Annotated in this window: 22 protein-coding genes; 14 read left to right on the top strand and 8 right to left on the bottom strand. The window is 75.0% G+C overall.

Annotation, left to right across the window (positions count from 1 at the left end; translation table 11 throughout):
• Window positions 1-87 precede the first annotated feature (87 nt).
• From F593_RS0101245 to F593_RS0101230, 4 genes are all read left to right on the top strand, one after another.
• Window positions 88-375, top strand: a complete 288-nt coding sequence (locus tag F593_RS0101245) for a ribbon-helix-helix domain-containing protein (protein WP_022926949.1) — start codon at window positions 88-90, stop codon at window positions 373-375.
• Complete coding sequence (locus tag F593_RS0101240; protein WP_022926948.1) at window positions 372-824, top strand: PIN domain-containing protein; 453 nt, start codon at window positions 372-374, stop codon at window positions 822-824. The genes F593_RS0101245 and F593_RS0101240 overlap by 4 nt, the downstream gene beginning before the upstream one ends.
• Entirely contained in the window at window positions 821-3,703 is a 2,883-nt protein-coding gene (acnA, locus tag F593_RS0101235; RefSeq protein WP_022926947.1) for an aconitate hydratase, read from the top strand. The genes F593_RS0101240 and acnA overlap by 4 nt, the downstream gene beginning before the upstream one ends.
• Before the next feature lie 248 nt (window positions 3,704-3,951).
• Window positions 3,952-4,986, top strand: a complete 1,035-nt coding sequence (locus tag F593_RS0101230; RefSeq protein ID WP_157251455.1) for a hypothetical protein — start codon at window positions 3,952-3,954, stop codon at window positions 4,984-4,986.
• A gap of 50 nt (window positions 4,987-5,036) precedes the next feature.
• Here the strand turns inward: F593_RS0101230 and F593_RS0101225 are convergent, their stop codons facing one another.
• The 3 genes from F593_RS0101225 to F593_RS27555 form a co-directional block, all read right to left on the bottom strand.
• Entirely contained in the window at window positions 5,037-6,923 is a 1,887-nt protein-coding gene (locus F593_RS0101225) for an HtaA domain-containing protein (RefSeq protein ID WP_157251453.1), read from the bottom strand.
• Window positions 6,924-7,054: 131 nt separating this feature from the next.
• Complete coding sequence (locus F593_RS21455; protein ID WP_022926944.1) at window positions 7,055-7,444, bottom strand: arsenate reductase family protein; 390 nt, start codon at window positions 7,442-7,444, stop codon at window positions 7,055-7,057.
• Window positions 7,445-7,576: 132 nt separating this feature from the next.
• Window positions 7,577-8,374 carry a C40 family peptidase gene (locus F593_RS27555; RefSeq protein WP_022926943.1) on the bottom strand — a complete coding sequence of 266 codons (798 nt, stop codon included), beginning with the start codon at window positions 8,372-8,374 and terminating at the stop codon, window positions 7,577-7,579.
• Between the two features lie 219 nt (window positions 8,375-8,593).
• Here F593_RS27555 and F593_RS0101210 point away from each other — a divergent pair, with 219 nt between their 5' ends.
• The 4 genes from F593_RS0101210 to F593_RS27550 all read left to right on the top strand — a co-directional run bounded on the left by F593_RS0101210 (window position 8,594) and on the right by F593_RS27550 (window position 13,046).
• Window positions 8,594-9,700 carry a M20/M25/M40 family metallo-hydrolase gene (locus tag F593_RS0101210; protein ID WP_022926942.1) on the top strand — a complete coding sequence of 369 codons (1,107 nt, stop codon included), beginning with the start codon at window positions 8,594-8,596 and terminating at the stop codon, window positions 9,698-9,700.
• Window positions 9,701-9,836: 136 nt separating this feature from the next.
• The gene (locus F593_RS0101205; protein ID WP_022926941.1) at window positions 9,837-10,436 is read left to right on the top strand and encodes a DNA-3-methyladenine glycosylase I; all 600 of its coding nucleotides are present in this window, start codon (window positions 9,837-9,839) and stop codon (window positions 10,434-10,436) included.
• A gap of 96 nt (window positions 10,437-10,532) precedes the next feature.
• The gene (locus F593_RS0101200; protein WP_022926940.1) at window positions 10,533-12,002 is read left to right on the top strand and encodes a DHA2 family efflux MFS transporter permease subunit; all 1,470 of its coding nucleotides are present in this window, start codon (window positions 10,533-10,535) and stop codon (window positions 12,000-12,002) included.
• Between the two features lie 138 nt (window positions 12,003-12,140).
• Window positions 12,141-13,046: an SDR family NAD(P)-dependent oxidoreductase gene (locus F593_RS27550; RefSeq protein WP_022926939.1), complete on the top strand. Its 906-nt coding sequence runs from the start codon at window positions 12,141-12,143 to the stop codon at window positions 13,044-13,046.
• Window positions 13,047-13,113: 67 nt separating this feature from the next.
• Here the strand turns inward: F593_RS27550 and F593_RS0101190 are convergent, their stop codons facing one another.
• Window positions 13,114-13,605 (bottom strand): hypothetical protein, encoded by a 492-nt coding sequence (locus F593_RS0101190; protein WP_022926938.1) that lies wholly within the window; start codon window positions 13,603-13,605, stop codon window positions 13,114-13,116.
• Between the two features lie 66 nt (window positions 13,606-13,671).
• Between F593_RS0101190 and F593_RS0101185 the strand changes: the two genes are divergently transcribed.
• From F593_RS0101185 to F593_RS0101165, 5 genes are read left to right on the top strand one after another with little or no spacing between them, the layout of a single operon-like run.
• Window positions 13,672-14,763, top strand: a complete 1,092-nt coding sequence (locus F593_RS0101185) for a zinc-binding metallopeptidase family protein (RefSeq protein ID WP_022926937.1) — start codon at window positions 13,672-13,674, stop codon at window positions 14,761-14,763.
• Window positions 14,760-15,533, top strand: coding sequence for an HAD family hydrolase (locus tag F593_RS27545; RefSeq protein WP_022926936.1), 774 nt, complete (start codon window positions 14,760-14,762; stop codon window positions 15,531-15,533). The genes F593_RS0101185 and F593_RS27545 overlap by 4 nt, the downstream gene beginning before the upstream one ends.
• Complete coding sequence (locus F593_RS0101175; RefSeq protein WP_022926935.1) at window positions 15,530-16,873, top strand: M20/M25/M40 family metallo-hydrolase; 1,344 nt, start codon at window positions 15,530-15,532, stop codon at window positions 16,871-16,873. The genes F593_RS27545 and F593_RS0101175 overlap by 4 nt, the downstream gene beginning before the upstream one ends.
• A 46-nt stretch (window positions 16,874-16,919) precedes the next feature.
• Window positions 16,920-17,393 (top strand): carboxymuconolactone decarboxylase family protein, encoded by a 474-nt coding sequence (locus tag F593_RS0101170; protein ID WP_022926934.1) that lies wholly within the window; start codon window positions 16,920-16,922, stop codon window positions 17,391-17,393.
• Window positions 17,394-17,411: 18 nt separating this feature from the next.
• Window positions 17,412-18,311 carry an RNA polymerase sigma-70 factor gene (locus F593_RS0101165; protein ID WP_022926933.1) on the top strand — a complete coding sequence of 300 codons (900 nt, stop codon included), beginning with the start codon at window positions 17,412-17,414 and terminating at the stop codon, window positions 18,309-18,311.
• Window position 18,312: 1 nt separating this feature from the next.
• Here F593_RS0101165 and F593_RS0101160 read toward each other — a convergent pair whose 3' ends face one another.
• From F593_RS0101160 to F593_RS0101150, 3 genes are read right to left on the bottom strand one after another with little or no spacing between them, the layout of a single operon-like run.
• Window positions 18,313-18,804, bottom strand: coding sequence for a Clp protease N-terminal domain-containing protein (locus F593_RS0101160; protein WP_022926932.1), 492 nt, complete (start codon window positions 18,802-18,804; stop codon window positions 18,313-18,315).
• Window positions 18,801-19,028: a hypothetical protein gene (locus F593_RS29635; protein WP_022926931.1), complete on the bottom strand. Its 228-nt coding sequence runs from the start codon at window positions 19,026-19,028 to the stop codon at window positions 18,801-18,803. Before F593_RS29635 ends, F593_RS0101160 begins: the two co-directional genes overlap by 4 nt.
• A 57-nt stretch (window positions 19,029-19,085) precedes the next feature.
• A complete protein-coding gene (locus tag F593_RS0101150; RefSeq protein ID WP_022926930.1) occupies window positions 19,086-19,973 on the bottom strand; it encodes a DsbA family oxidoreductase in 888 nt (295 codons plus the stop codon).
• A gap of 156 nt (window positions 19,974-20,129) precedes the next feature.
• Here F593_RS0101150 and F593_RS0101145 point away from each other — a divergent pair, with 156 nt between their 5' ends.
• Complete coding sequence (locus F593_RS0101145; protein ID WP_022926929.1) at window positions 20,130-21,164, top strand: LLM class flavin-dependent oxidoreductase; 1,035 nt, start codon at window positions 20,130-20,132, stop codon at window positions 21,162-21,164.
• 91 nt (window positions 21,165-21,255) lie between these two features.
• On the opposite strand, the gene F593_RS0101140 is transcribed toward F593_RS0101145, so the two are convergent.
• Complete coding sequence (locus tag F593_RS0101140) at window positions 21,256-22,125, bottom strand: DsbA family oxidoreductase (protein ID WP_022926928.1); 870 nt, start codon at window positions 22,123-22,125, stop codon at window positions 21,256-21,258.
• Window positions 22,126-22,188: the final 63 nt, after the last annotated feature.

The raw sequence follows: 22,188 nt of genomic DNA, 5'->3' as shown, positions 1-22,188 counted from the left end.
GGTGTGCCCGCGTCGGGCGTGGTCTGAGGGCACCCGAACCCATTCCGACCCTGAAGCTCGGATACGTAGGGTGGTACCCTACGTGGGGTGAAGAAGACGAGCGTCTATCTCGAGGAGCAGTTGGACGAAGCGCTCGCCCTCCGTGCCGCCGAGGAAGGCGTGACGAAGGCGGAGTTCATCCGCCGCACCCTCACCGGCGCCGTCGGCCGGCCCTCGCGGCCCAAGCCGTCCATCGGCGTCTTCCGGGGTCCCGTGGACCTGGCGGCGAACGTCGATCGGCACCTGTCGGCGGGCATCGACGCGACGCACCCGTCGACCGAGGCCGCCGCCGCGAGGCGCCCGGCCGCGCAGCCGAAGGCGGGCGCGCCCGGGTGAGTCTCGTCGTCGACACCTCCGTCGTCGTGGCCGCGCTGAACGCCGCCGACGAGGCCCACGAGGCCGTCCGCGACTGGCTGATGACGGTCGACGAGGACATCTTCACGAGTCCCCTCGCCGTCGCCGAGATGGACCGCGTCGTCGGCCTCCACGGCGGCCTCGACGCCCAGCGCGCCCTGTGGCACGACCTCGAGGCCGGGGTCTACACGGTGCGTTGGTGGGCGGACGGGGTAGAGGACACGCTCGACGCCGTCCGGCGCGGGAACGGCATCGGCATGACCGATGCCTCGCTCGTCGCCCTCGCCGCCCGCCTGCGCACCCGCCGCATCGCCACGCTGGACCACCACCGCTTCCGCACCCTGCAGACCCGCGACGGGCAGCCGTTCGTGCTGCTGCCCGCCGACGCGCCGCACCAGTCCCTCACCGAATCCGAAGGACCCACCGCATGACCGACCACCCCAACAGCTTCGGCGCCAAGGACACCCTGTCCGTCGGTGGCCGCGACCTCGAGATCTTCCGGCTCGACGCCCTGCAGTCGAAGTACGACGTCGCCCGACTGCCGTACTCGCTGAAGATCCTGCTCGAGAACCTGCTTCGCACCGAGGGCAACGGCTCGGTCACGAAGGCCCAGATCGAGGCGCTGGCGACGTGGGACGCCAAGGCGGAGCCCTCGGAGGAGATCGCCTACACGCCCGCCCGCGTGGTGCTGCAGGACTTCACCGGCGTGCCGGCCGTCGTCGACCTCGCCGCCATGCGTGACGCGATGGCCGACCTCGGCGGCGACCCGTCGAAGATCGAGCCGCTCGTCCCGGCCGAGCTCGTCATCGACCACTCCGTGCAGGTCGACGCCTTCGGCAACGCCCAGGCGTTCGCGCACAACGCCGCCAAGGAGTTCGAGCGCAACGAGGAGCGCTACCAGTTCCTGCGCTGGGGCCAGGACGCCTTCGACTCGTTCAAGGTCGTCCCGCCGGACACCGGCATCGTCCACCAGGTCAACCTGGAGTACCTGTCGCGCGCGGTCTTCGTGAACGACAAGACCGGCCAGGCCTACCCCGACACGCTCGTCGGCACGGACTCCCACACGACGATGGTCAACGGCCTCGGCGTGCTCGGCTGGGGCGTCGGCGGCATCGAGGCCGAGGCCGCGATGCTCGGCCAGCCCATCCCGATGCTGATCCCGAACGTCGTCGGCTTCAAGCTCACGGGCGAGCTGCCCGAGGGCGCCACGGCGACCGACCTCGTCCTCACCGTCACCGAGCTGCTGCGCCAGACCGGCGTGGTCGGCAAGTTCGTCGAGTTCTTCGGCGAGGGCGTGACGCGCCTGCCGCTGGCCGACCGCGCGACGATCGGCAACATGAGCCCGGAGTTCGGCTCGACCGCGGCGATCTTCCCGATCGACGCCGAGACGATCCGCTACCTCGCCTTCACGGGCCGCCCGAAGGAGCAGCTCGAGCTCGTCGAGGCCTACGCCAAGGCCCAGGGCCTCTGGCACGACCCGTCCGAGGAGCCGACCTTCTCGCAGGTCGTCGAGCTCGACCTCGGCGACGTCGTCCCGTCCATCGCCGGCCCGAAGCGCCCGCAGGACCGCGTCTCCCTCTCGGAGTCCAAGACGGAGTTCCGCGAGGCGCTCACGAACTACGTCACCACGGACGACGCGGGCGGCGCCGGCGACGACCGCAAGCCCGGCGTGCCGCCGGCGGAGACGTCGAAGGCGAACTACGAGGACGAGGGCTCCGCGATGAGCTTCCCCTCCTCCGACCCGCCCTCCTCGCAGGTGCCCGGCAACGGCCACAGCTCCGACAAGGACGCGCCGCGCGAGCACGACCACTCCCACGTGGCGACCCGCCTGTCGACGAAGGTCGAGGTCGCGATGGACGGTCAGACGTTCGAGCTCGACCACGGCCACGTCGTGATCGCCGCGATCACGTCCTGCACGAACACGTCGAACCCGTCGGTCATGGTGGCCGCCGGCCTCGTCGCCCGCAAGGCCAAGGCCCTGGGCCTGAACCGCAAGCCGTGGGTCAAGACCTCGCTCGCGCCGGGCTCGCTCGTCGTGACGGACTACCTCGAGCGCGCCGGCCTGAACGTCGACCTCGACGCCCTGGGCTTCAACCTCGTGGGCTACGGCTGCACCACCTGCATCGGCAACTCCGGTCCGCTGCAGGACGAGATCTCCGCCGCGATCAACGAGCACGACCTCGCGGTCACGTCCGTCCTCTCGGGCAACCGCAACTTCGAGGGCCGCATCAGCCCCGACGTGAAGATGAACTACCTGGCCTCGCCGCCGCTGGTGGTCGCCTACGCGCTGGCCGGCACGATGGACTTCGACATGGAGTCCGACCCGCTCGGCCAGGGCTCCGACGGCCAGGACGTGTACCTCAAGGACGTCTGGCCGACCACGGCCGAGGTCGCGCAGACCGTCGAGGAGTGCCTGCAGGCGGACATGTTCCGCACGAGCTACGCCACGGTCTTCGACGGTGACGAGAACTGGCAGAACCTCGACGTCCCCAAGGGCGACACCTACGCCTGGAACGACGACTCGACGTACGTGCAGAAGGCCCCGTACTTCGACGGCATGCCCGCCGAGCCGGAGCCCGTCGTCGACATCGAGGGCGCCCGCGTGATGGCGAAGCTCGGCGACTCCGTCACGACGGACCACATCTCGCCCGCCGGCGCGATCAAGCGCGACGCCCCGGCCGGCAAGTACCTCGAGGGTCGTGGGGTCCAGCCGAAGGACTTCAACTCCTACGGCTCCCGCCGCGGCTCGCACGACGTGATGGTGCGCGGCACGTTCGCCAACATCCGCCTGCGCAACCAGATGGCGCCGGGCACGGAGGGCGGGTTCACCCGCTACCTGCTCGACGACGGCCGGCTCGAGAAGGACGCCGTCACCTCGATCTACGAGGCGTCCATGGCCTACCAGGAGGCCGGCGTCCCGCTCGTCGTCCTCGGCGGCAAGGAGTACGGCTCGGGCTCCTCGCGCGACTGGGCCGCGAAGGGCACGAACCTGCTCGGTGTCCGCGCCGTGATCACGGAGAGCTTCGAGCGCATCCACCGCTCGAACCTCGTCGGCATGGGCGTCCTGCCCCTGCAGTTCCCGGAGGGCGAGAGCGCCGAGTCGCTCGGCCTGACGGGCGAGGAGACGTTCTCCATCTCCGGCCTGGCCGACGCGCTGAACGCCGGCGAGCTGCCGAAGACGGTCACGGTGACCGCCGACGACAAGACGTTCGAGGCGCGCGTGCGCATCGACACGCCGAAGGAGGCGGACTACTACCGCCACGGCGGCATCCTGCGGTACGTGCTGCGCCAGCTCGTCGCGGCGGGCTGAGGACCGGGCCCGGGGGCGCGGCGCGCCCCCGGACCCGCGCGGCGACCAGCCGCATGAGGTGCACGACGCCCCGGCTTGCCGGGGCGTCCGTCGTCCGAGGGCCGGGCCCCGTCCCCGGTCGGCCGTGCGCCGTCCGCGGACCGCGCCCCGTCGGTGGGCTGCGGCCCGTCCGCGGTGGGCCGCCTCTCCGTCGTCGGCTAGCCTGGCGCGGAAGGGTCCCGCCCGCCGCCCCCGCCCGAGGAGTCCCCATGTCCCGCCCCGTCCCGCCCGTGTCGTCCCGCCCCTCGGCGGGGACGCCGCCGCGACGGAGGCGCCGGATCGTCGGGCCCGCGGCGGCCGGGATGATCGCCGCGTGCCTCGTGGTCGGCGGGGCGGGCCCGGCCTCGGCGAACCTGGTGGGGGGTGCTGACTCGCCCACCGGCAACGCAGCGGACCCCGCCCCGGAACGCGATCTGACCGGCGCGGGCCTGGCGTACGACCGACGTCGCGGCGCGCTGGTGGGTGTCGTCGGGTTCCGCGCGGAGCCGACGAGGGAGACCGCCGGTTTCGTCACCCTCTTCGCCGGAACGCGCACCGCCACGGGCTGCGACGGCTACCCGGCCGCGGGCTTCGCCTCGTCCACCGCCGCGTTCGACGCCCGTTGGTCGCTGCTGACGGCCCCGGGCACGTCCGTGACGACGCACCCGGCCACGAAGCGCGGTGGGCAGACCACCCTGCAGCGGTTCCAGATCGTCGACGCGCGGCTGAAGGGCCAGCGCCCCGACTGCGCTGTCGCGACGCTGACGGACCCGGGCGACTCCAGCGTCGTCTGGGACACGACGGGCCCGATCGCGCTGAAGCCGATCCCCGTGCTCGCCGCCGGCCTGCGCGGCGTGCCGAAGACGCTGTCGGCCGGGAGCAGCCGTCGCGTCCGGCTCGTCCTCCGCAACGAGGGCGACGCGGCGACCCGGGCCGGTCGCATCCGCGTGGCCGGAGCGCGCGGCCTGCAGGTCACGCCCCGCGTGCCGCGCGTGAAGCCCATCCGCGCGGGCGGATCCCGCACCGTGACCCTGCGCGTGTCGCTGACCTCACGGGCGCGCCCGACCACGGCACTGCGCGTCACCGCCACCGCCGGCGACCAGCGGGCGCGCGCGGAGGGGGAGATCGCTCTCCGCCGGCCGGCGAGCGGCGGGGGCGGCGGGGGAGGCGGAGGTGCGGACACCGGCGGTCCCCGCACCTGCACGCGCTACGTCCCGGACCTCTTCGGCGACTCGGGCGGCTCCCTGGCGCTCGTGCCCTGCTGAGGGGCGGGCGGGGTGCCCCGGCTGGCCGGGGCACCCGTCCTCGCGCCCGGTTACCGCGCGGCCGTCGGGACCGTCAGCGCGAAGGAACCGAACGTGTTCGGCGTGCGCTCGGGGCCGGCGCCGGTGGCGTAGTTCTCCGGGAAGGCGTACGCGGTCTCGACGATCGACGGGGCCAGCCCGGCGAACGTCGATGTGCCGTTGCCGTTGTCCGTGACGGCGCCTACGGCGAGGTCGAAGAGCGCCTTGGATTCGTCGTACTGGGCCGTACCCGGCGACTTCGTGCCCGTCGCGTAGAGCTTCGCCGCCGCGCTGCCGTCGAAGACGATCCGCGGGTCCTTGACCGTGACGGTGAAGTCGTGGCCAGCGGTCGGCGCGGGCCCGGGCGAGAAGAACGTCACGAGGCCGCGGAGGCGGACCACGCCGGTCTTCGTGGCGGCCGACACCGTGTTCGAGACGACGGCGAACCGCGTCGTGAAGACGTTGTCGGTCGTGCGCGGGCTCGTCTTCGTGACCGTGGGGCCCGACGCGCCGGCGCTCGGCGTGAACGTGCCCTGGGCGCCGGAGAACGGCGTCGGGTTCGTGACGTACCCGAGCCAGGTCCGGTTCGTGACCGGCTGGCCGGCGGGCGGGGCCGACCCGTAGACGTTGGTCTGCGTCCAGTCCAGCGTCGCGGCGTAGGCCCGGAACGTCAGCGGCGCGAGCGGGTCGCCCGCGGGGTAGAAGCCGCCGAACGCGGCCGCGCCCTCATCGGTCAGCGTGGCCGGGACGTCCTTCCAGGTGCGCACGCCGTCGGGTGCGGTCGTAGCGCGATCGGCCAGGTCGAGCTCGGCGAGCGTGACGTCCTTCTCCGCGGTCGCCGTCGGCGGCTCGGCACCCGGGTTCATGCCGCCGAACTCCCGGCTGATCACGTCGCCGATGAGCTGACCGGTCTGGCCGTCGAGGCTGCGGATCCGCAGGTTCTCGAACCGCATGTCGAGCTGCGGGCCCTTGCCGGTGTCGTGGCCCTGGAAGTGGATGCTGCCCGCGACCGCGACGGAGACCTCGCCGGTGTCGGGCTGGTATGCGGCGGTGCCCGTCGGCGAGAAGTACGCCAACGTGGCCTTGCCGGCAGCGTCGCGCTCCGCGGCGGCACCGTCGCAGGTCGTCACGGTGCCCTTGGCGACCGGGCTCTGCACGTAGTTCATGAACGACGTGCGGACGGCCCAGGTGAGGCCGGCGGTCTGAGCGTTCACGTCCGTCGCGCAGGGATCGCCGGGTACGGCGGGACCAGGGTCGACGGGGGCGGGCGGGGTCGGCGCCGGCGGAGCGGGGGCCGGGGCGGGGGCCGGGGCGGGGGCGGGAGCGGGGGGCGGCGTCGCCGGTGTGGGCAGCGGCGTGGCCGGGGTCGCCTTCGTGGTCGCACGGCCGACGATGCCGGCGCGCAGGCCGTTGACACGCAGTGAGGAGCGCAACGCGGAGGCGCCGGCGCCCGTCAGGCGGACCGTGGAGCCGGTGATCGTGGTGCGGCCCGTCGTGGCGTCCGTGGCGATCTTCCCGCCCTTGACGGAGAAGAGCGTGCGGCGCTTCTTCCCGACGACGGCGCTCATGCTCAGACCGGACGGCGTCACCGTCGTGCGCCAGCCCTTCAGGGTCACGGAGCGCTTCGACGTGCGCAGGCGCAGCGTGCCCTTGTGCGTCAGCCGCGTCTGGGACGCCGTGACGCGAGTGCGCGAGACCGGCAGGCGCAGCGTCGAGCCGCGCAGCGTGGCGGGGCGACCGGCGGTCAGGCGGATGCCCTTCGCGCGCAGGCTCTTCGTGAACGTCGCGTCGAGGCGGATGGAGGTGGCGCTGGACGACGAGGCGCCGACATCGGCGGTGGCGGCGCCGGCTGATGCGGCGCTGGCGGCCACCGTGGCCACGGCGCCGAGGGCGACGAGACTGGTGCGAGCTGATGACACGAGGGTTCCTTCTGACGAGGTTTGCCGTTAGGTGTACCTCATTAGGGCGCCCTATGCCCAGCGAGTGGCCGCGACGGGACGTTCGTCGGAGGCCGTTTCCGCCGCCCCGAACGTTCGGGGCGCCTCCGGCGCTACTCCGTCACCGCACGTCCCGCCGACGCCCAGGCCGTCTGGCGGTCCCGCGGGCGGCCGACGACGACGTCGGTGCCGTCGTCGAGGATCGGGCGCTGCAGCAGCGCCGGGTGCTCCACGAGGATCGCCACGACCTCGTCCACCCCCAGGCCGTCGGCCTGCAGGCCGAGGTCCTTGTACTTCTTGTCGCGCCGGATCAGCGCGTCGACCGGATCCCCCTTCACGCGCTCGGCGAGCGAGCGGACCTCGGCCTCGGACAGCCGCTCGGCGACGAGCAGGTACTTGCGGATAGCGACCTCGTGGCCCGCGGCCTGCAGGGCGTCGAGCGCGTGCACCGACGTCGGGCAGTGCGGGTTGTGCATGAGGGTGAGGGTGGGCGCGGTGGTCACCGGCCGATCGTACGCGGCGGGGCGCACGCGTCCGGCCCGGATCGGCCTCGTCGGCTACCGGGCCTCCAACACCGGGGTGCGTCCCGGCGCAGGGCCGCGCGTGGCCGTCGACCAAGGGCGGCCGCCCCGTCGTCAGAGCCCCGCGGGGTGGCGCGCGTGGAAGCCCGTGCGTCGGCCGATGACCGGGCGCCAGCGCACGCCGGAGCGACCGGCCGGGTCGCCGACGCGGCTCGTGTCGAGGCGCAGTCCGGCGATCTCCATGTAGACGTGGCCGCGGTTGGCGTAGACCGAGATCCAGCGTCCGTCGCCGGCCCGGGCCCAGCGCGCGAGCATGCCGCTGGTCATCGAGCCGCCGAGCAGGCCGGAGCGGATCAGGGAGTAGCCGACGGCCCCGGAGCAGTCGTAGCCGCTGTCGACGAGGCGCGCGTGTCCGCCGCCCCACTTGTAGGGCTTGCCGATGATGATGTTCGCCGCGGCGATGGCCTGCTTGACCGTCGCGGGGGCGGAGCGCGGGATGGCGGCCCGGCCGTCCGTGCGGAGGCGGGCGACGCGGCCCGGCACGGTGCGGCGGGAGCTCGGGACGGGGACGAGCAGGGGGTCCTGGCGACGCTCGTCGCGATCTCCGCGGCGGTCGTCGCGGTCCCCCCGGCGGTCCTCGCGGCCGTCCTCCCGATCGCCGGACGGCTGCGGGGCCGGGGCGGGCTTCGGCGCCGGAGCCGGCGCCGTCACCGGCATGGACGGCGCGCTGGGCACGGCCGGGGGCATGGAAGGCGCGCTCGGCGCGACGGGCGGCATGGACGGCGTGCTCGGCGCGGCCTGCATCTCCGGGCCGTCGGGGTGGTGCCAGTGCGGGCGTTCGGCCGAGGCGACGGCGGGCGTTCCCAGCAGGGCGATCACGGCGGTGGAGGCGAGCACGAGGCGTCGGGTCACTCCCGGGCCATCGGCGGGTCGGTGGTCGAGGTCCAGGGGGCCGGACGAACGTCGGGCCCTCCCACGGGGGACGTGCGTCCGGCCACCGCAACTCCGGCACTGCCCGCTCCCCGGGGCCGGCCCGTCGCGCAGAACCGGGCCGGTGGGGTTCGGGGCCGCCGGCGCCGGGCACCTGCGAGGGTGCGGGGGCTTGGGTCCCCTACCGCCCGCGCCCTGTCCGTGACCCGCAGAACCGCCCCCGCCGCTCCCGACGACGCGCTCGACGCGCTCGTCGCCCTCACGCTGCGGCTCTCCGCCGTGCCCGCCCCGACGGGGGACGAGGGGGAACGCGGCGCCGTGGTGGCCGAGCTCTTCGCCGACGCGGGCATGGTCGTCGGCCGCGACGAGGTCGGCAACGTGCTGGCCCGGCGGCCCGGCGACGACCCGTCGGCGCCGGCCGTCGTGGTCTCGGGCCACCTCGACACCGTCTTCGGCCGCGAGGTGGCGCTCAACCCCCGCGAGCACGCCGGGCGCCTGCTCTGCCCGGGCGTGGGCGACAACACCGTCGCGGTCGCCACCCTGATCGTCCTCGCGCGCGAGCTCGCGGCGCGACCCGCGAGCGGCACCCCCGTCGTCCTCGCCGCCACCGTCGGCGAGGAGGGCCTCGGCGACCTGCGCGGGGCGAAGCACCTGTTGCGCACCGTCGCCACGAGCGCCTTCGTCTCGCTCGAGGGGCATCTGCTCGACGAGCTCGTGGTGGGCGGGATCGGATCCGTCCGGCTGCGCGCCCGGTACGCCGGTCCCGGGGGGCACTCGTGGGGCGACCGGGGGACCCCGAGCGCCGTCCACGCCCTGCTGACCGCGGGCGCCGCGGCCGTCGACGCGGTGCCCGAGGCGCGGCACGTCAACGTCGGCGTGGCGCGCGGCGGGACGGCCGTGAACGCGATCGCGGGCGAGGCGAGCCTCGTCGTCGACCTGCGTGACGAGGACGAGGCGCGTCTGGAGGAGACGACGCGGCTCGTCATCGGCGCCCTCGAACACGCGCCGGCCGGGATCGCGGCGACGGTCGAGCGGATCGGCCATCGCCCCGCGGGCCGCACGTCCGACCGCGACCCGCTCGTCCGCGCGGCCCGCGCCGCCCGCGCCGACGCCGGCCTGCGTCCGGCCCGCGAGGACATCGGCTCGACGGAGTGCAACGCGGCCTTCCCGCTCGACGTGCCGACGGTCTGCATCGGCCTGACCCGCGGCGGCGACATGCACCGCGAGAGCGAGTGGATCGAGATCGCGCCGCTCCGGGACGGGCTGGCCCAGGCGCGAGCGCTGCTGCGCCGGCTGGGCGTGGGCTGAGCGCCCCGCCCGACCGGCCCGCGGGCGGTGCCGGGGCGTGCGGAAGGTGTGCCGACGCGTGCCGGTCTCGGCGCCTCGTCGCGCCGAACCCGTCGTGGGCGGGAGTCCGCCGGGGCCCGCCCGTAGGCTCCGCCCCATGCCCGAGGACCTCATCACCGGCGACGACGGACGCACCCGCTGCCGGTGGGGGTCCGAGCCCGATGTCTACCGGGCTTACCACGACGAGGACTGGGGCCGACCCCTGCACGGCGAGCGCGAGCTCTACGGCCTGCTGACGCTCGAGACGTTCCAGAGCGGCCTCTCGTGGCTGACGATCCTGCGCAAGCGCCCGGCGTTCCAGGCGGCGTTCGACGACTTCGACCCCGAGCGCGTGGCGCGCTACGGCGAGGAGGACGTCGCGCGGCTGCTCGGCGACGCGGGCATCGTGCGCAACCGGCTGAAGGTCGCCGCGGCCGTGACGAACGCGCGCGCCACCGTGGCCCTGCGTGAGCACGGCGGGCTCGACGCGTTCTTCTGGTCGTTCGCCGACCAGGCGCGGGAGGAGCGCCCCGCGCCGGACTGGCGGCCGGCGGGGATGGCCGACGTCCCGTCGTTCACGCCGACGTCGAAGGCGATGGCCAAGGCCTTTCGCGCTGCCGGGTTCGCGTTCGTGGGGCCGACGGTCGCGTACGCGTTCATGCAGTCGGCGGGGCTGGTGGACGACCACCTCGTGGGCTGCGTCTGCGCGGCGAGCTGAGACGGCCTGTCCCATGCGGACATCAGGTGACCGCGTTGAGAGGGACGCTGCCGCCATGCCCATCACCCAGCCACGCACCCCCGCCGAGGGATCCCGATGACCGGCACCCTCGACACACCACGCGCGAAGACGCTCGCGCTGCTCCTCCTCGCCATGACGCAGTTCATGGTCGTCGTCGACGCCTCGATCGTGAACGTCGCGCTGCCGAGCATCGGCTCGGCGCTGCAGTTCTCCCAGGACGACCTGTCGTGGGTCATCAACTCCTACACGCTCGTCTTCGGCGGCTGCCTGCTGCTCGGCGGGCGGCTCGCCGACCTGCTCGGCCGACGGCGCCTGTTCATGACGGGCCTGCTCGTCTTCTCCGCCGCGTCGCTGGCCGGTGGGCTGGCGGGGTCGGACACCGCGCTGATCGTCGCCAGGGCCTTCCAGGGCCTCGGGGCCGCGCTGGTCTCGCCCGCGGCGCTGTCCATCGTCACGACGACGTTCGCCGAGGGCGCCGAGCGCAACAAGGCGCTCGGGGTCTGGGGGGCCGTCGCGGGTGCCGGCGGCGCCGCCGGTGTGCTGCTCGGCGGCGTGCTGACGGAGTTCGCCGGCTGGGAGTGGGTCCTGTGGGTCAACGTGCCAATCGGCCTCGCCGCCGTCGCGCTCGCGCCCCGGCTCCTGCCCGAGAGCCGCGACCACCACGAGGACCGCTCGTTCGACCTCCCCGGCGCCTTCGCGGTCACCGCGGGCCTCGCGGTCGTGGTCTTCGCGATCGTCGACGCCGAGCGCGCCGGCTGGGGGTCCACGCAGACGGTCGGCCTGCTCGCCGCGGGCATCGGCCTGATCGCGGCGTTCATCGTCGTCGAGCTCAAGGCCCGCAAGCCGCTCGTGCCGCTGGGGACGTTCCGCCTGCGGACGCTGCGCGGCGCCAACGTCGTCGGCCTGCTGATCGGGATGTCGCTCTTCTCGATGTTCTACTTCGTCTCCCTCTACCTGCAGCAGGTGCTGGGCTTCGACGCGCTCGAGGCCGGGCTCTCGTACCTCCCGCTGTCCGTGGCGATCATCGTCTCGGCGGGCGTCGCGTCGCAGCTGGTCACCCGCGTCGGCTTCAAGCCCGTCCTGGTCACGGGCATGCTGCTCGTGGCCGCCGGCCTGCTGTGGTTCTCCCGCGTCTCGCCGGACGGCTCGTATGCGGCCGACGTCCTCGGGCCGTCGCTGCTGGCGGCGGTCGGCCTGGGCTGCTCGTTCGTCCCGGTGACGATCGCCGCGGTGACCGGCACGCGTCCGGACCAGGCAGGCCTGGCGTCGGGCCTGATCAACACGTCGCAGCAGGTCGGCGGCGCGTTGGGCGTGGCGATCCTCGCGGCCGTCGCGTCCTCCGTCTCCGGGGCGATCGACCCCCGCGGGCGGCTGTCGCCCGACCAGCTCGCGAGCCTCACGGACGGCTTCGGCACCGCGTTCCTGGTCGGCGCCGGCTTTGCGCTGCTCGGCGCGCTGGCCGCGGCCCTGCTGATCTCGTCCCGGGACTCCCGCGGGATGGCCGAGGCGGCGCGGGCCGGGGAGCCGGTGGCGGCGGCGGGCTGACGGCCGGGCGTAGACAGGCGTCGGGCGGCGCCCGGTTAGGACGCCGCCCGCTCACCTGCACGGTCGTGTACCCAGCCGTGGCGGCCTCACCCGCGCGGAGGCCACGGCTTTCACACGGAGGGGCGATAGCCTCGCCGCATGGCCCTCCTCGATCGCCTCCCCGGCCGCAGCGCTCCCGAGCCCGTCGCCCGTCTCGACGGGCGGACCACGGTCGTCTGCGGCGGGGCCGGCGAGGTCGGCGAGGGGATCGTCACGGCGCTCCTGCACGCCGGCGCCCGTGTGGCGGTGCCGTCGCGCCGGTCCGACCGGCTCGGCGCCCTCGAGTCCCGCCTGCGCGAGGCCGGCGCGCCCGTCGAACGGCTCGTGCCCGTCATCGGCGACCTGTCCGACGGCGACGGCGCGGCGCGCCGGTTGGCGGCCGACGTCGCCCGCCTGGCCGGCCCGCCCGACCTGGTCGTCGCGGCGCTGGGCGGCTGGGACGCCGGCCCGCCGCTGGCGGAGCTCCCGCTCGAGGACTGGGAGCGCACCGTCCACGACGGCCTGCGGGCCCATCACCTGGCGATGCACGCGTTCGTGCCGCTCCTGCGGGATCGCCCCGGCGCGGGCTACGTCCTCATCAACGGCGCGGCGGCCCGCTACCCCGTGCCCGGCTCGGGCGCGGTCTCGACGGTCGCGGCCGGCGAGCTCATGGCCGCGCAGGTCCTGGCGGCGGAGGAGTCCGGCTTCGGCATCCAGGTCGAGGCCTACGTGCTCGGCCCGGTGAGCACCCGCTCGCGCGACGAGTCCGCGCCCTGGATGGCGGGCGCGCAGCAGGTCGGCGACGTCATCGCCGACCGCGCGGGCCGGCGGCTGGCGGGCGACGGCGATGCCGGGCCCGCCACGGTGCTGGAGATCCTCACCTCGGGCGACCTGCGCCGGGCGCGCGAGCTGCCGCCGGGCGGCGTGCGCGGCGCGACGGCGGGCCGCGCGGGCTGGGTGCTCTGGGGTCTGCAGACGGGGGGCATCAGCCGTCAGGTCCGCCGGGGTACTCCGCCTCGCGGCTGAGCACGGCCACGGCCCCAGGACGCCGCGCGGAGCGTCGACCGGACAGGCGGCCGGCGGGCGCGGTCCCTCAGGTCGTCACGACGACGCTCTGGCTCTCCGCCACGAGCGCCGCGAACGCCGCGGCGACCGCGACCGCCGTCGGGTCGGGCCAGTCGCCGTGCACCTCGACGGTCGCCCGTCGCTTGTGTCCGGGACGGGTCTGCACGCGCACGGAGCGCCCCTCGTCGGCCGTCAGGCGTCCCTCGATGCCCTTCCACCGCCCGGACGCGCTCCATGCCACTGCGCCGTCGACCCCCGCCACCGTGCTGGCGTCGCCGTCGATCGTCACCAGCTCCGGCCCCTCGGGGCTCGTGGCGGTGTGCTCCGTGCGGGACATGCCGTGCGTCCGCAGGTCCAACGCGAGGTCCGGTCCGCGCACCTCGGCGCTGTCCTTCAGGCGACTCGTCCACTCCAGCGTGCCGAGCTCGTTGCCCGCGCCGTCCTCGACGGAGAAGGTCTTCCGCAGCTTGCTGGAGCGCCGCAGGGAGAACGTGGTCGAGCCGGCGGCCTGGTCGGTCATGCCCGGAGTATGCCGCGCGTGTCCCGCCGGACCGGCCGGCGCACGCTCGCGCGATACCGTCAGGGCATGAGCCTCCCCGACGTCCTGCGCGACCTCCTGACGACCCCGGGCCCGTCCGGCCGGGAGGCCGCCGCTGCGAACGTGTGGCGCGCCCACGCCGAGAAGTTCGCCGAGGTCGAGAAGGACACCTTCGGCTCGAGCGTCGCGCGGGTCGCCGGCACGTCGACCGCGACCGGCACGTCGTCGGGCACCGCCGAGGGCGGCGTCCCGTCGCTGGCCATCGTCGGGCACATCGACGAGATCGGCCTCATCGTCACCCACATCGACGACAAGGGCTTCCTGCGCATCGCCTCCGTCGGCGGCCAGGACCCGCAGCAGCTCGTGGGCCAGCGGGTGCGCATCCTCGCCCGCGACGGCGAGGTCCGTGGCGTCATCGGCAAGAAGCCGATCCACCTCATCGAGGCGGACGAGCGCTCGCGCGCGGCGAAGATCAAGGAGCTGACGATCGACATCGGCGCCGCCGACAAGGCCGACGCCCTCGAGGTCGTGCGCGTCGGCGACGTCGCCGTGATCGACGCCGAGCCGATCGAGCTGCGCCAGGGGCGCTTCGCGTCGCGGTCGATGGACAACCGCATCGGCTCGTTCGTGGCGTACGAAACCGCACGCCTCGTCGCCGAGGCCGGCGGCGCGCCGGGCGAGGTCATGGGCTGGGCCGTCACGCAGGAGGAGACCGGCCTCGCCGGTGCGGCGACCACCGCCCACCGCGTGCGCCCCGACATCGCGGTCGCCGTCGACGTGACGTTCGCGAGCGACCACCCCGGGGTCGACGTCAACGACATCGGCGAGCACCCGCTGGGCTCCGGCCCCGTCATCGAGCGCGGCACCCCGCTGCACCCGTGGGTGACCGACGCGCTGATCGAGACGGCCGAGGCCGAGGGCATCCCGCACACGCTCAGCGCCACGGGCCGCGCCACGGGTACGGACGCCGACGCGATCCAGATCGCCGCCGATGGCATCGCGACCGCGGTGGTCTCCGTGCCGCTGCGCTACATGCACTCCGTCGTGGAGACGGCGCAGGTCGAGGACATCCTCAACACCGCCAAGCTGCTGGCCGCCTTCGCGCAGCGCCTCTCCGCCGACGTCGACCTGCTGCGGTGAGCCGCGCGCCCGACGACCGCTGGCTGCTGCTCTGGGACATCGACGGGACCCTGCTCCTGAAGGCGTCGGGTTCGCACGCGGCCGCCGTCTGGGACGCGCTGCGCGAGGTCCACGGCATCGGCGACGAGCGGCTGCTGAAGAACCAGCCGATGGCCGGGATGACCGACGGGCAGATCGCGCGCGACATCCTCGTCGCGGCGGGCGTCGACCATCCGCAGATCGACGCCCACGCGGACACGGTCGCCGCGCGCACCTGCGAGACCTACGAGCCCGGCGACCTGCAGGGCCACGTCTCGCCCGGCGTCGACGTCCTCCTGGCCGAGCTGCACGACCGCGACGACGTCGTGCAGTCGCTCGTCACGGGCAACTTCGAGCCGATCGCCCGGCGCAAGCTCGACGCCGCCGGCCTGGGTGGCTGGTTCGCCCCGGAGATCGGCGGCGGGTTCGGCTCGGACCACGAGGAGCGCCGGCACCTGCCCGGGTTCGCCCGCCGCCGCGCCGGCGAGGCCCTGCGTGCCGACGGCACGCCCTGGCCGCCCGAGCGCACCATCGTCATCGGCGACACCCCGCGCGACATCGCCTGCGCCCGCCACGACGGCGTGCACGTGATCGCCGTCGCCACCGGCGGCCACCCCGCCGACGAGCTGCAGGACGCCGACGCCGTCGCCACCGACGCGGAGGAGCTCCGCGCCGCGCTGCTCGCCGTGATCGACGGCCGCGAGCCGTCCGCCGACCCCTCCCGATCCCCCGACCCCGAGGTCCCCGCATGAGCCCCCTCCCCGACGTCGACCCCACGCGCCTGCGCGACGCCCTCGAGCGCCTCGTGCGCATCCCGTCCGTGGCGTTCCCCGGGTTCCCCGAGGCGCCGGTGCGCGAGGCCGCGGACCTGACGGCCGCGCTGCTCCAGGAGGCCGGCGTGCAGGACGTGCAGCGCGTCGACGTGCCCGGCGGGCCGCAGGCGATCTACGCCGACATCCCGGCCGCCGACCCGGACGCGCCGACCGTGCTGCTCTACGCCCACTACGACGTGCAGCCCGCCGGCCCCGACGAGAGCTGGACGACCCCCGCGTGGGAGCCGACGGAGCGCGACGGCCGCCTCTACGGGCGCGGCACCGCCGACGACAAGTGCGGCATCGCGCTGCACGTGGCCGCGCTCGCGGCGCTGAGCGCGACGGGCGAGGGGCTCCCCGTGCACGTCAAGGTCCTGATCGAGGGCGAGGAGGAGACGGGCCAGGGCACGCTCTCCAAGCTCGTCGAGGCCGACCCGGACCGCTACCGCGCCGACGCGTTCGTCATCGCGGACGGCTCGAACGTCGCGACGGGCACCCCGACCCTGACCACGTCGCTGCGCGGGATGGCCGTCGTCGACGTCACGGTCGACACGCTCGAGCGGCCCGTCCACTCCGGCGTCGCCGGCGGCCCCGGTCCGGACGCGCTGCTCGCGCTCGCCCGCGTCATCGCCTCGCTGCACGACGACCGCGGCAACGTCGCCGTGAAGGGTCTCGACACGATCCCGTGGGACGGCGTGGCCGTCGAGCCCGAGGCGTTCCGCGCGGAGAACGGCGTGCTCGAGGGCGTCGACCTGCTCGGCGACGGACCCGTCGCGGACCAGATCTTCACCCGCCCGTCCATCACCGCCATCGGCATCGACGCCCCGGCCGTCGACGTCGCCGCCAACGCGCTGATCCCGTCGGCCCGCGCCCGCCTGAGCGCGCGTCTGGCCCCGACCCAGGACCCGGCGGCCGCGGCCCAGGCGATCATCGCCCACGTGATGGAGCACGCCCCGTGGGGCGTGCAGGTCAAGGTCGAGGAGGGCCCGGGCGCCCCCGGTGCGGTGCTCGCGGGCGAGGGCCCGGTCGCCGAGGCGGCCGCCGCCGCGCTCGAGCAGGGCTACGGCGCGCCGGCGGTCCGCATCGGCACGGGCGGGGCGATCCCGCTCTGCGCCGACCTGGCGACGATCTACCCCGACGCCGCCTTCGTCCTCTGGGGCCCGGGCGACGAGCGCTCCCGCATCCACGCGGGCGACGAGTCCGTCGACCTCGCCGACCTGCAGCGCGCCGCCGTGGCCGAGGTCGCGTTCCTCCAGGCGCTGGGCGCGGTCCGGGTCTAGCACGGGGCCGGTGTCACAGCGGCGGGGGCCGTCTCGTCGGGGAGGCATGAGCACCACGACCAACCACCCCACCCACGAGCCCCGCCTCGACGCCTTCGCCCACGCCAAGCCCGCCTACGCGGCGATGGCGCGGGTCGAGGAGCGGATCGACCTCAACCCCGTCCTCCGCGAGCTGATCAAGCTGCGCGCCTCGCAGATCAACGGCTGCGCGTTCTGCCTCGACATGCACTGGACGGACGCGAAGGCGGCGGGGGAGAGCGACGTGCGCCTCGCCCAGCTCGCCGCGCACGCCGAGAGCCCGTACTTCGACGCGAAGGAGCGCGCCGTCCTCGCGCTCACGGACGCCGTCACCCTCGTCGCGGAGACGCACGTGCCCGACGACGTCTGGGCGGCGGCCGCGGCCCAGCTCGACGACGTCGAGCTCGCGAACGTCCTGCTCCAGATCGGCATGATCAACGCCTGGAACCGGCTGGCGGTCTCGACCCGGATGGTGCCCGCGAGCTGGTCGGCGCAGGCCTAGGACGGAGAGCGCGACCCGATGCGCGACACTCCGGCGGAGCCGACGATGCAGCACGACCGGCACGAAGACCCCCACCGCGTGGCCTTCGCCGTCGCGTACCGCATGCTGGGGAGCGTCGCCGAGGCGGAGGACGTCGCCCAGGAGGTCGCGCTCCGGCTGACCGCCGAGGACGGCGCGGTCGAGAACCCGGCCGCGTGGGCCACGACGGTGGCCACGCGGCTCTCGATCGACGTGCTGCGCTCGGCCCGCGTGCGGCGCGAGACCTACCCGGGGCCGTGGCTGCCGGAGCCGGTGCTGGAGGATCCCGGTCCCGGCCCCGCCGAGCGGGTCGCGCTCGCCGACACGATCTCGCAGGCGCTGCTGGTCGCGCTCGAGCGCCTCACGCCCGTCGAGCGCGCCGCGTTCCTGCTGCGCGAGGTCTTCGACTACGACTACGGGCGCATCGCCGAGATCGTCGACCGCTCGGAGGACAACGCGCGCCAGCTCGTCTCGCGGGCCAAGCGCCACGTCACCGCCGGTCGCCCGCGCTTCGATCCCGACGACGAGGCGCGGGACCGCCTCGTCGGTCGCTTCCTGGCCGCGGTGGACGGCGGCGACCTGCGCGGGCTCGAGGACGTGCTCGCCGAGGACGTCGTGCTCTGGGGGGACGGGGGCGGTGTCGTCGTCGCGGCGAAGATCCCCGTCCACGGCGCCGCGGCGGTCGCGCGGTTCCTCGTCCACACGCACCCGAGCCGCCGCGGCCGCGCCGACGCGACGTTCGCGCCGGCGCGGGTCAACGGGCAGCCCGGCCGCATCCTCCGCCACGGCGACGGCACCGTCGACGCGGTCTTCGCCTTCGACGTCGTCGACGGGCGCATCGCGGCGATCCGGGTCGTGCGCAACCCCGAGAAGCTGCGGCATCTCGGGGCCACGCCGTAGGTCAGCGGGCGGGGGATCCCTCGGCGCGCGCCGCGTCGGCCAGCGCCCCGCGGTCGAGCCCGAGCCGGGCCAGGGTGGCGGCGGCGGTGCCGTGCTCCGTGGCGGCGACGGCCTCGACGACGTGCGCGCCGCCCAGCGGCACCCGGCGCTCCCGGGCCAGACGGCCCGCGGCCTGGAAGACCTCCTGGGCCGCGCCCGTGCTCCGGAACGCCCCGCGGGCCGGCGGGGCCGCGACGGCCGGTCCGCCCGGGGCGACGCCGACGCTCGCCAGCGCCTCGGCGTGGTGGGCCTCGACGGCGGCGGCCAGGGCGTCCGGGTCGGCGCCGACCCGCGCGAACGCGCGGCGAGCGCCGCCGTCGGGCAGGTCGAGCGCGGCGAGGAGCAGGTGCTCCGCGCCCGGCTCGGGCTCGCCGGCGGTGTGGGCGTGGCGCTCGGCGGACTCGAGCAGCTGCTTGATCGTCCGCATGTCGCGGAACGGGGACCTGAGGCTCATCGGGGACCTTCGTCGGTGGGGCGGTGGGTCGCACGGCCGGCGTGACGCTTGTGCGCCGCCTGACGGCTCACGCCGAGCGCCTGGGCGACCTGCGCCCACGTCCAACCCTGGCGCACCGCCTCGTCGACGGCGGCGTACTCGAGCTGCTCCGCCCGTCGGCGCAGGGCCACCACCGCGGCGAGCGCGGCGGCGGGATCGGTCGGCGGGGGGAGCTCGGCGGCCATGCGCTGTCAACCGTAGTTGACGGACCGCGCGCCTGTCAACTCAGGTTGACGTCGACCTCAGACGGCGGTCCAGTACGCGTCGTTGCCGACCGGGTGCTCCGTGGCGCCGGCCTCCTGCAGGCGGCGGCGGGCCTCCTCGCGGTCGTCGACGAGGTCCAGCACGCCTGCGACCTCCTGGGTCGAGAGCGGCTGGCCGGCCCAGCGCAGGACCTCGAGCGGGTCGTCAGCCCAGGGGCGCTGCTCGAGCTCGGGGGCCAGGTTCGCCACCAGGGTCTCGATGGTGAGGGCGGTGTGGAAGCCCGGCGCCTCGAGCGTGCGGCCGTCGGCGGAGAGGACGTAGCTCGGGCACGTGTAGCGCCGGCCCGGGCCGGCGTCCTCGCCGTCGGCCGGCTTCCAGTCCTCGCCCGAGTTGGCCAGCTTGGAGTCGAGCGCGAGCGCCGCGGGGCTGGGGTGGCGCGTGTCGTGCAGGTCGCGCTGGAACGCCGCCTCGACGGCCTCCTCGGCGACCCAGCCGCGCAGCGCGTCCACGTCGATCTCCAGACGGCGGGCGGCCTCGTCGATCGTCTCGGTGGCGCCGACGGCCTTGCCCTCGGCGAGCGCCGAGACGTGCAGCCCGCGCAGCAGCTTGACGGCGGCGTCGACCCCGAGGTGCTCGCGGACGGCGACGATCGCCCGGCAGGCGGCCCACGTGCCGCCGACGGGGCGGCTCTGGCCCGTGAACAGGGGCTGGCCGAGCCGGTCGAACCCGCGCAGGATGCTGGCGGCCCGCTCCGGGGTGAAGTCCATCCGCGCGTAGCTCGAGCCGTCCTCGGAGAGGCCGGCCATGCGGAGGTGCCAGGTGAGCTGGTCGCCGTAACGCCAGGAGAGCCGGAACCGGATGGGTTCGGCGCTGAAGGCCCAGGGGCAGGCCGGGTCGGTGAAGGTCGTGACGTCGACGGTGGGCACCGAGCGACGGTAGCGCGGCGAGAGCGCGTGCTCGTCCTGTCCGGGGATTCCCGTCGTGCCGCGGGTCGGAGGAGCGGTGGATCCCGGGCCGCCCGGGTGCTACCGTGGAGGACGTAAGCGGACCACGGTCCGAAACGCGGCGCAAGGGGCGACGCAGTGCACGACAAGCGCATCGGATTCCTCAGCTTCGGTCATTGGCAGGCGGCGCCCGGGTCGCAGACGCCGACGGCCCGCGAGGCCCTGCAGCAGACCGTCGAGCTGGCGGTCGCGGCCGAGGAGCTCGGCATCGACGGGGCGTACGTGCGCGTGCACCACTTCGCCCGGCAGCTCTCCGCCCCGTTCCCGCTGCTGGCGGCGATGGCCGCCCGCACCAGCCGCATCGAGCTCGGCACCGGGGTCATCGACATGCGGTACGAGAACCCGCTCTACATGGCCGAGGAGGCCGCGGTCGCCGACCTGCTCAGCGACGGCCGGCTGCAGATCGGCGTGAGCCGCGGGTCCCCCGAGCCGGCGTGGCGCGGGGCCGAGGCGTTCGGCTACGTGCCGCCGGAGGGCCGCACCGCGGCCGATCTCGCCCGCGACAAGACGGCGATGATGCGCCAGGCGATCGCCGGCGCGGGCGTCGTCCACGCCGACGGCCGCGGTGGCCCGTCGCAGGCGACCCTCGCGGTCCAGCCGCAGGCCCCGGGCCTTGCCGACCGCATCTGGTGGGGCTCCGGCACCCGCGAGACCGCGCAGTGGGCGGGCCAGCAGGGCATGAACCTCATGAGCTCGACGCTGCTCGTCGAGGACACGGGCGTGCCGTTCGACGAGCTGCAGGCCGAGCAGATCGCCCTCTTCCGCGACGCGTGGAGCGGCGCGGGGTGGGAGCGCGAGCCGCGGGTCTCCGTCTCGCGCAGCGTCATCCCGATCACGAGCGACCTGGACCGGCGTCTGTTCGGCCGCGACTCCGGCAGCGACCAGGTGGGGATCCTCGAAGGCGTGCAGGCGCGGTTCGGACGGACCTACACGGGCGAGCCGGACCGCATCGCGGAGGAGCTCTCCCGGGACCGCGCGGTGCGCGAGGCCGACACGCTGCTCCTGACCGTCCCCAACCAACTCGGGGTGGAGTACAACGCCCGGCTGCTCGAGACGATCGCGCGCGACGTGGCCCCGGCCATCGGCTGGACGCCGGCCACCAGCCGCGCCTGAGGGCCCGGCCGGCCGGCCCCGCCGCTGGCCCGGAACGCCGCGGTATCGCGGCGCTGGGTGGACCTGAGACCGCCGGGGGCTGGGGGACCGGTCAGGCGGCGGTCCAGAAGGCGTCCGTGCCGACCTGGTGCTCCGTGGCGCCGCCCTGCTGCAGGCGTTCGCGGGCGGCGTCTCGGTCCTCGCCGAGCAGCGCGGCGACCTCCTGCGTGGCCAGGGGGACCGGCGCCCAGCGCAGGGCCTCGATCGGGTCCGTCGGCCACGGGCGCCGCTCGAGCTGCGGTGCCAGGTTGGCGAGCACGGCCTCGACGGCGTTCCAGGGCTGGAACCCGGGGACCTCGGCCGTGCGGCCGTCGACCGTGAACCGGTAGCTCGGGCAGGTGTAGCGGCGGCCGGAATCCCCCTGCGGGCCGTCCCAGTCCGGCTCGACGTCGGCGAGCTTGTGGTCGAGCGCGAGCGCCACCCGGCCCGGCGTGCGCGCGGCGGCCAGGTCGTCGAGGAACGCCTGCTCCGTCGCGTCGTCGGCGAGGCGCGCGTCGAGCTCGTCCGTGGGCAGTCCGGCCGTACGCACGGCGTCGGAGAGCACGTCGGGGTGGTCGATCGACCGCGCCTCGGCCAGGCCCGCGATCCGCAGAGCGCGCATGAGCCGCAGGGCGCCGTCCGGGTCGAGCCCGCGCGCGGCGACGTAGAGGCGGCAGGCGTCCCACGTGCCGGCAGGATCCCGGCGCTCGGCGTCCGCCAGGGGCATGCCGTAGCTGTCGAAGTGCCGGAGGATCGCCGCGTTCCGCTGCGCGTCGAAACCCTTGGCCTCCTGCGCGGCGGCGTCGCGCGCCAGGCCGACGACCCGGGTCGTCCAGTCCAGCGCCTCGCCGAACCGCCACGCGAGCTGCCAGCGCACCGGCTCCGCGCTGTAGGCGAACGGGCACGCCGGGTCGGTGAACTCGACGACATCCACGGTGGTCATCCTCGGACGGTACCCGCCCTCTGGGCCCCCGGAACGCGAACGGCCCGCCCCGGGGAGGGGCGG

The organism is Patulibacter americanus DSM 16676 (assembly GCF_000420025.1).
GTDB classification, from domain to species: Bacteria; Actinomycetota; Thermoleophilia; order Solirubrobacterales; family Solirubrobacteraceae; genus Patulibacter; species Patulibacter americanus.
This window is presented reverse-complemented; position numbering and strand designations above follow the sequence as displayed.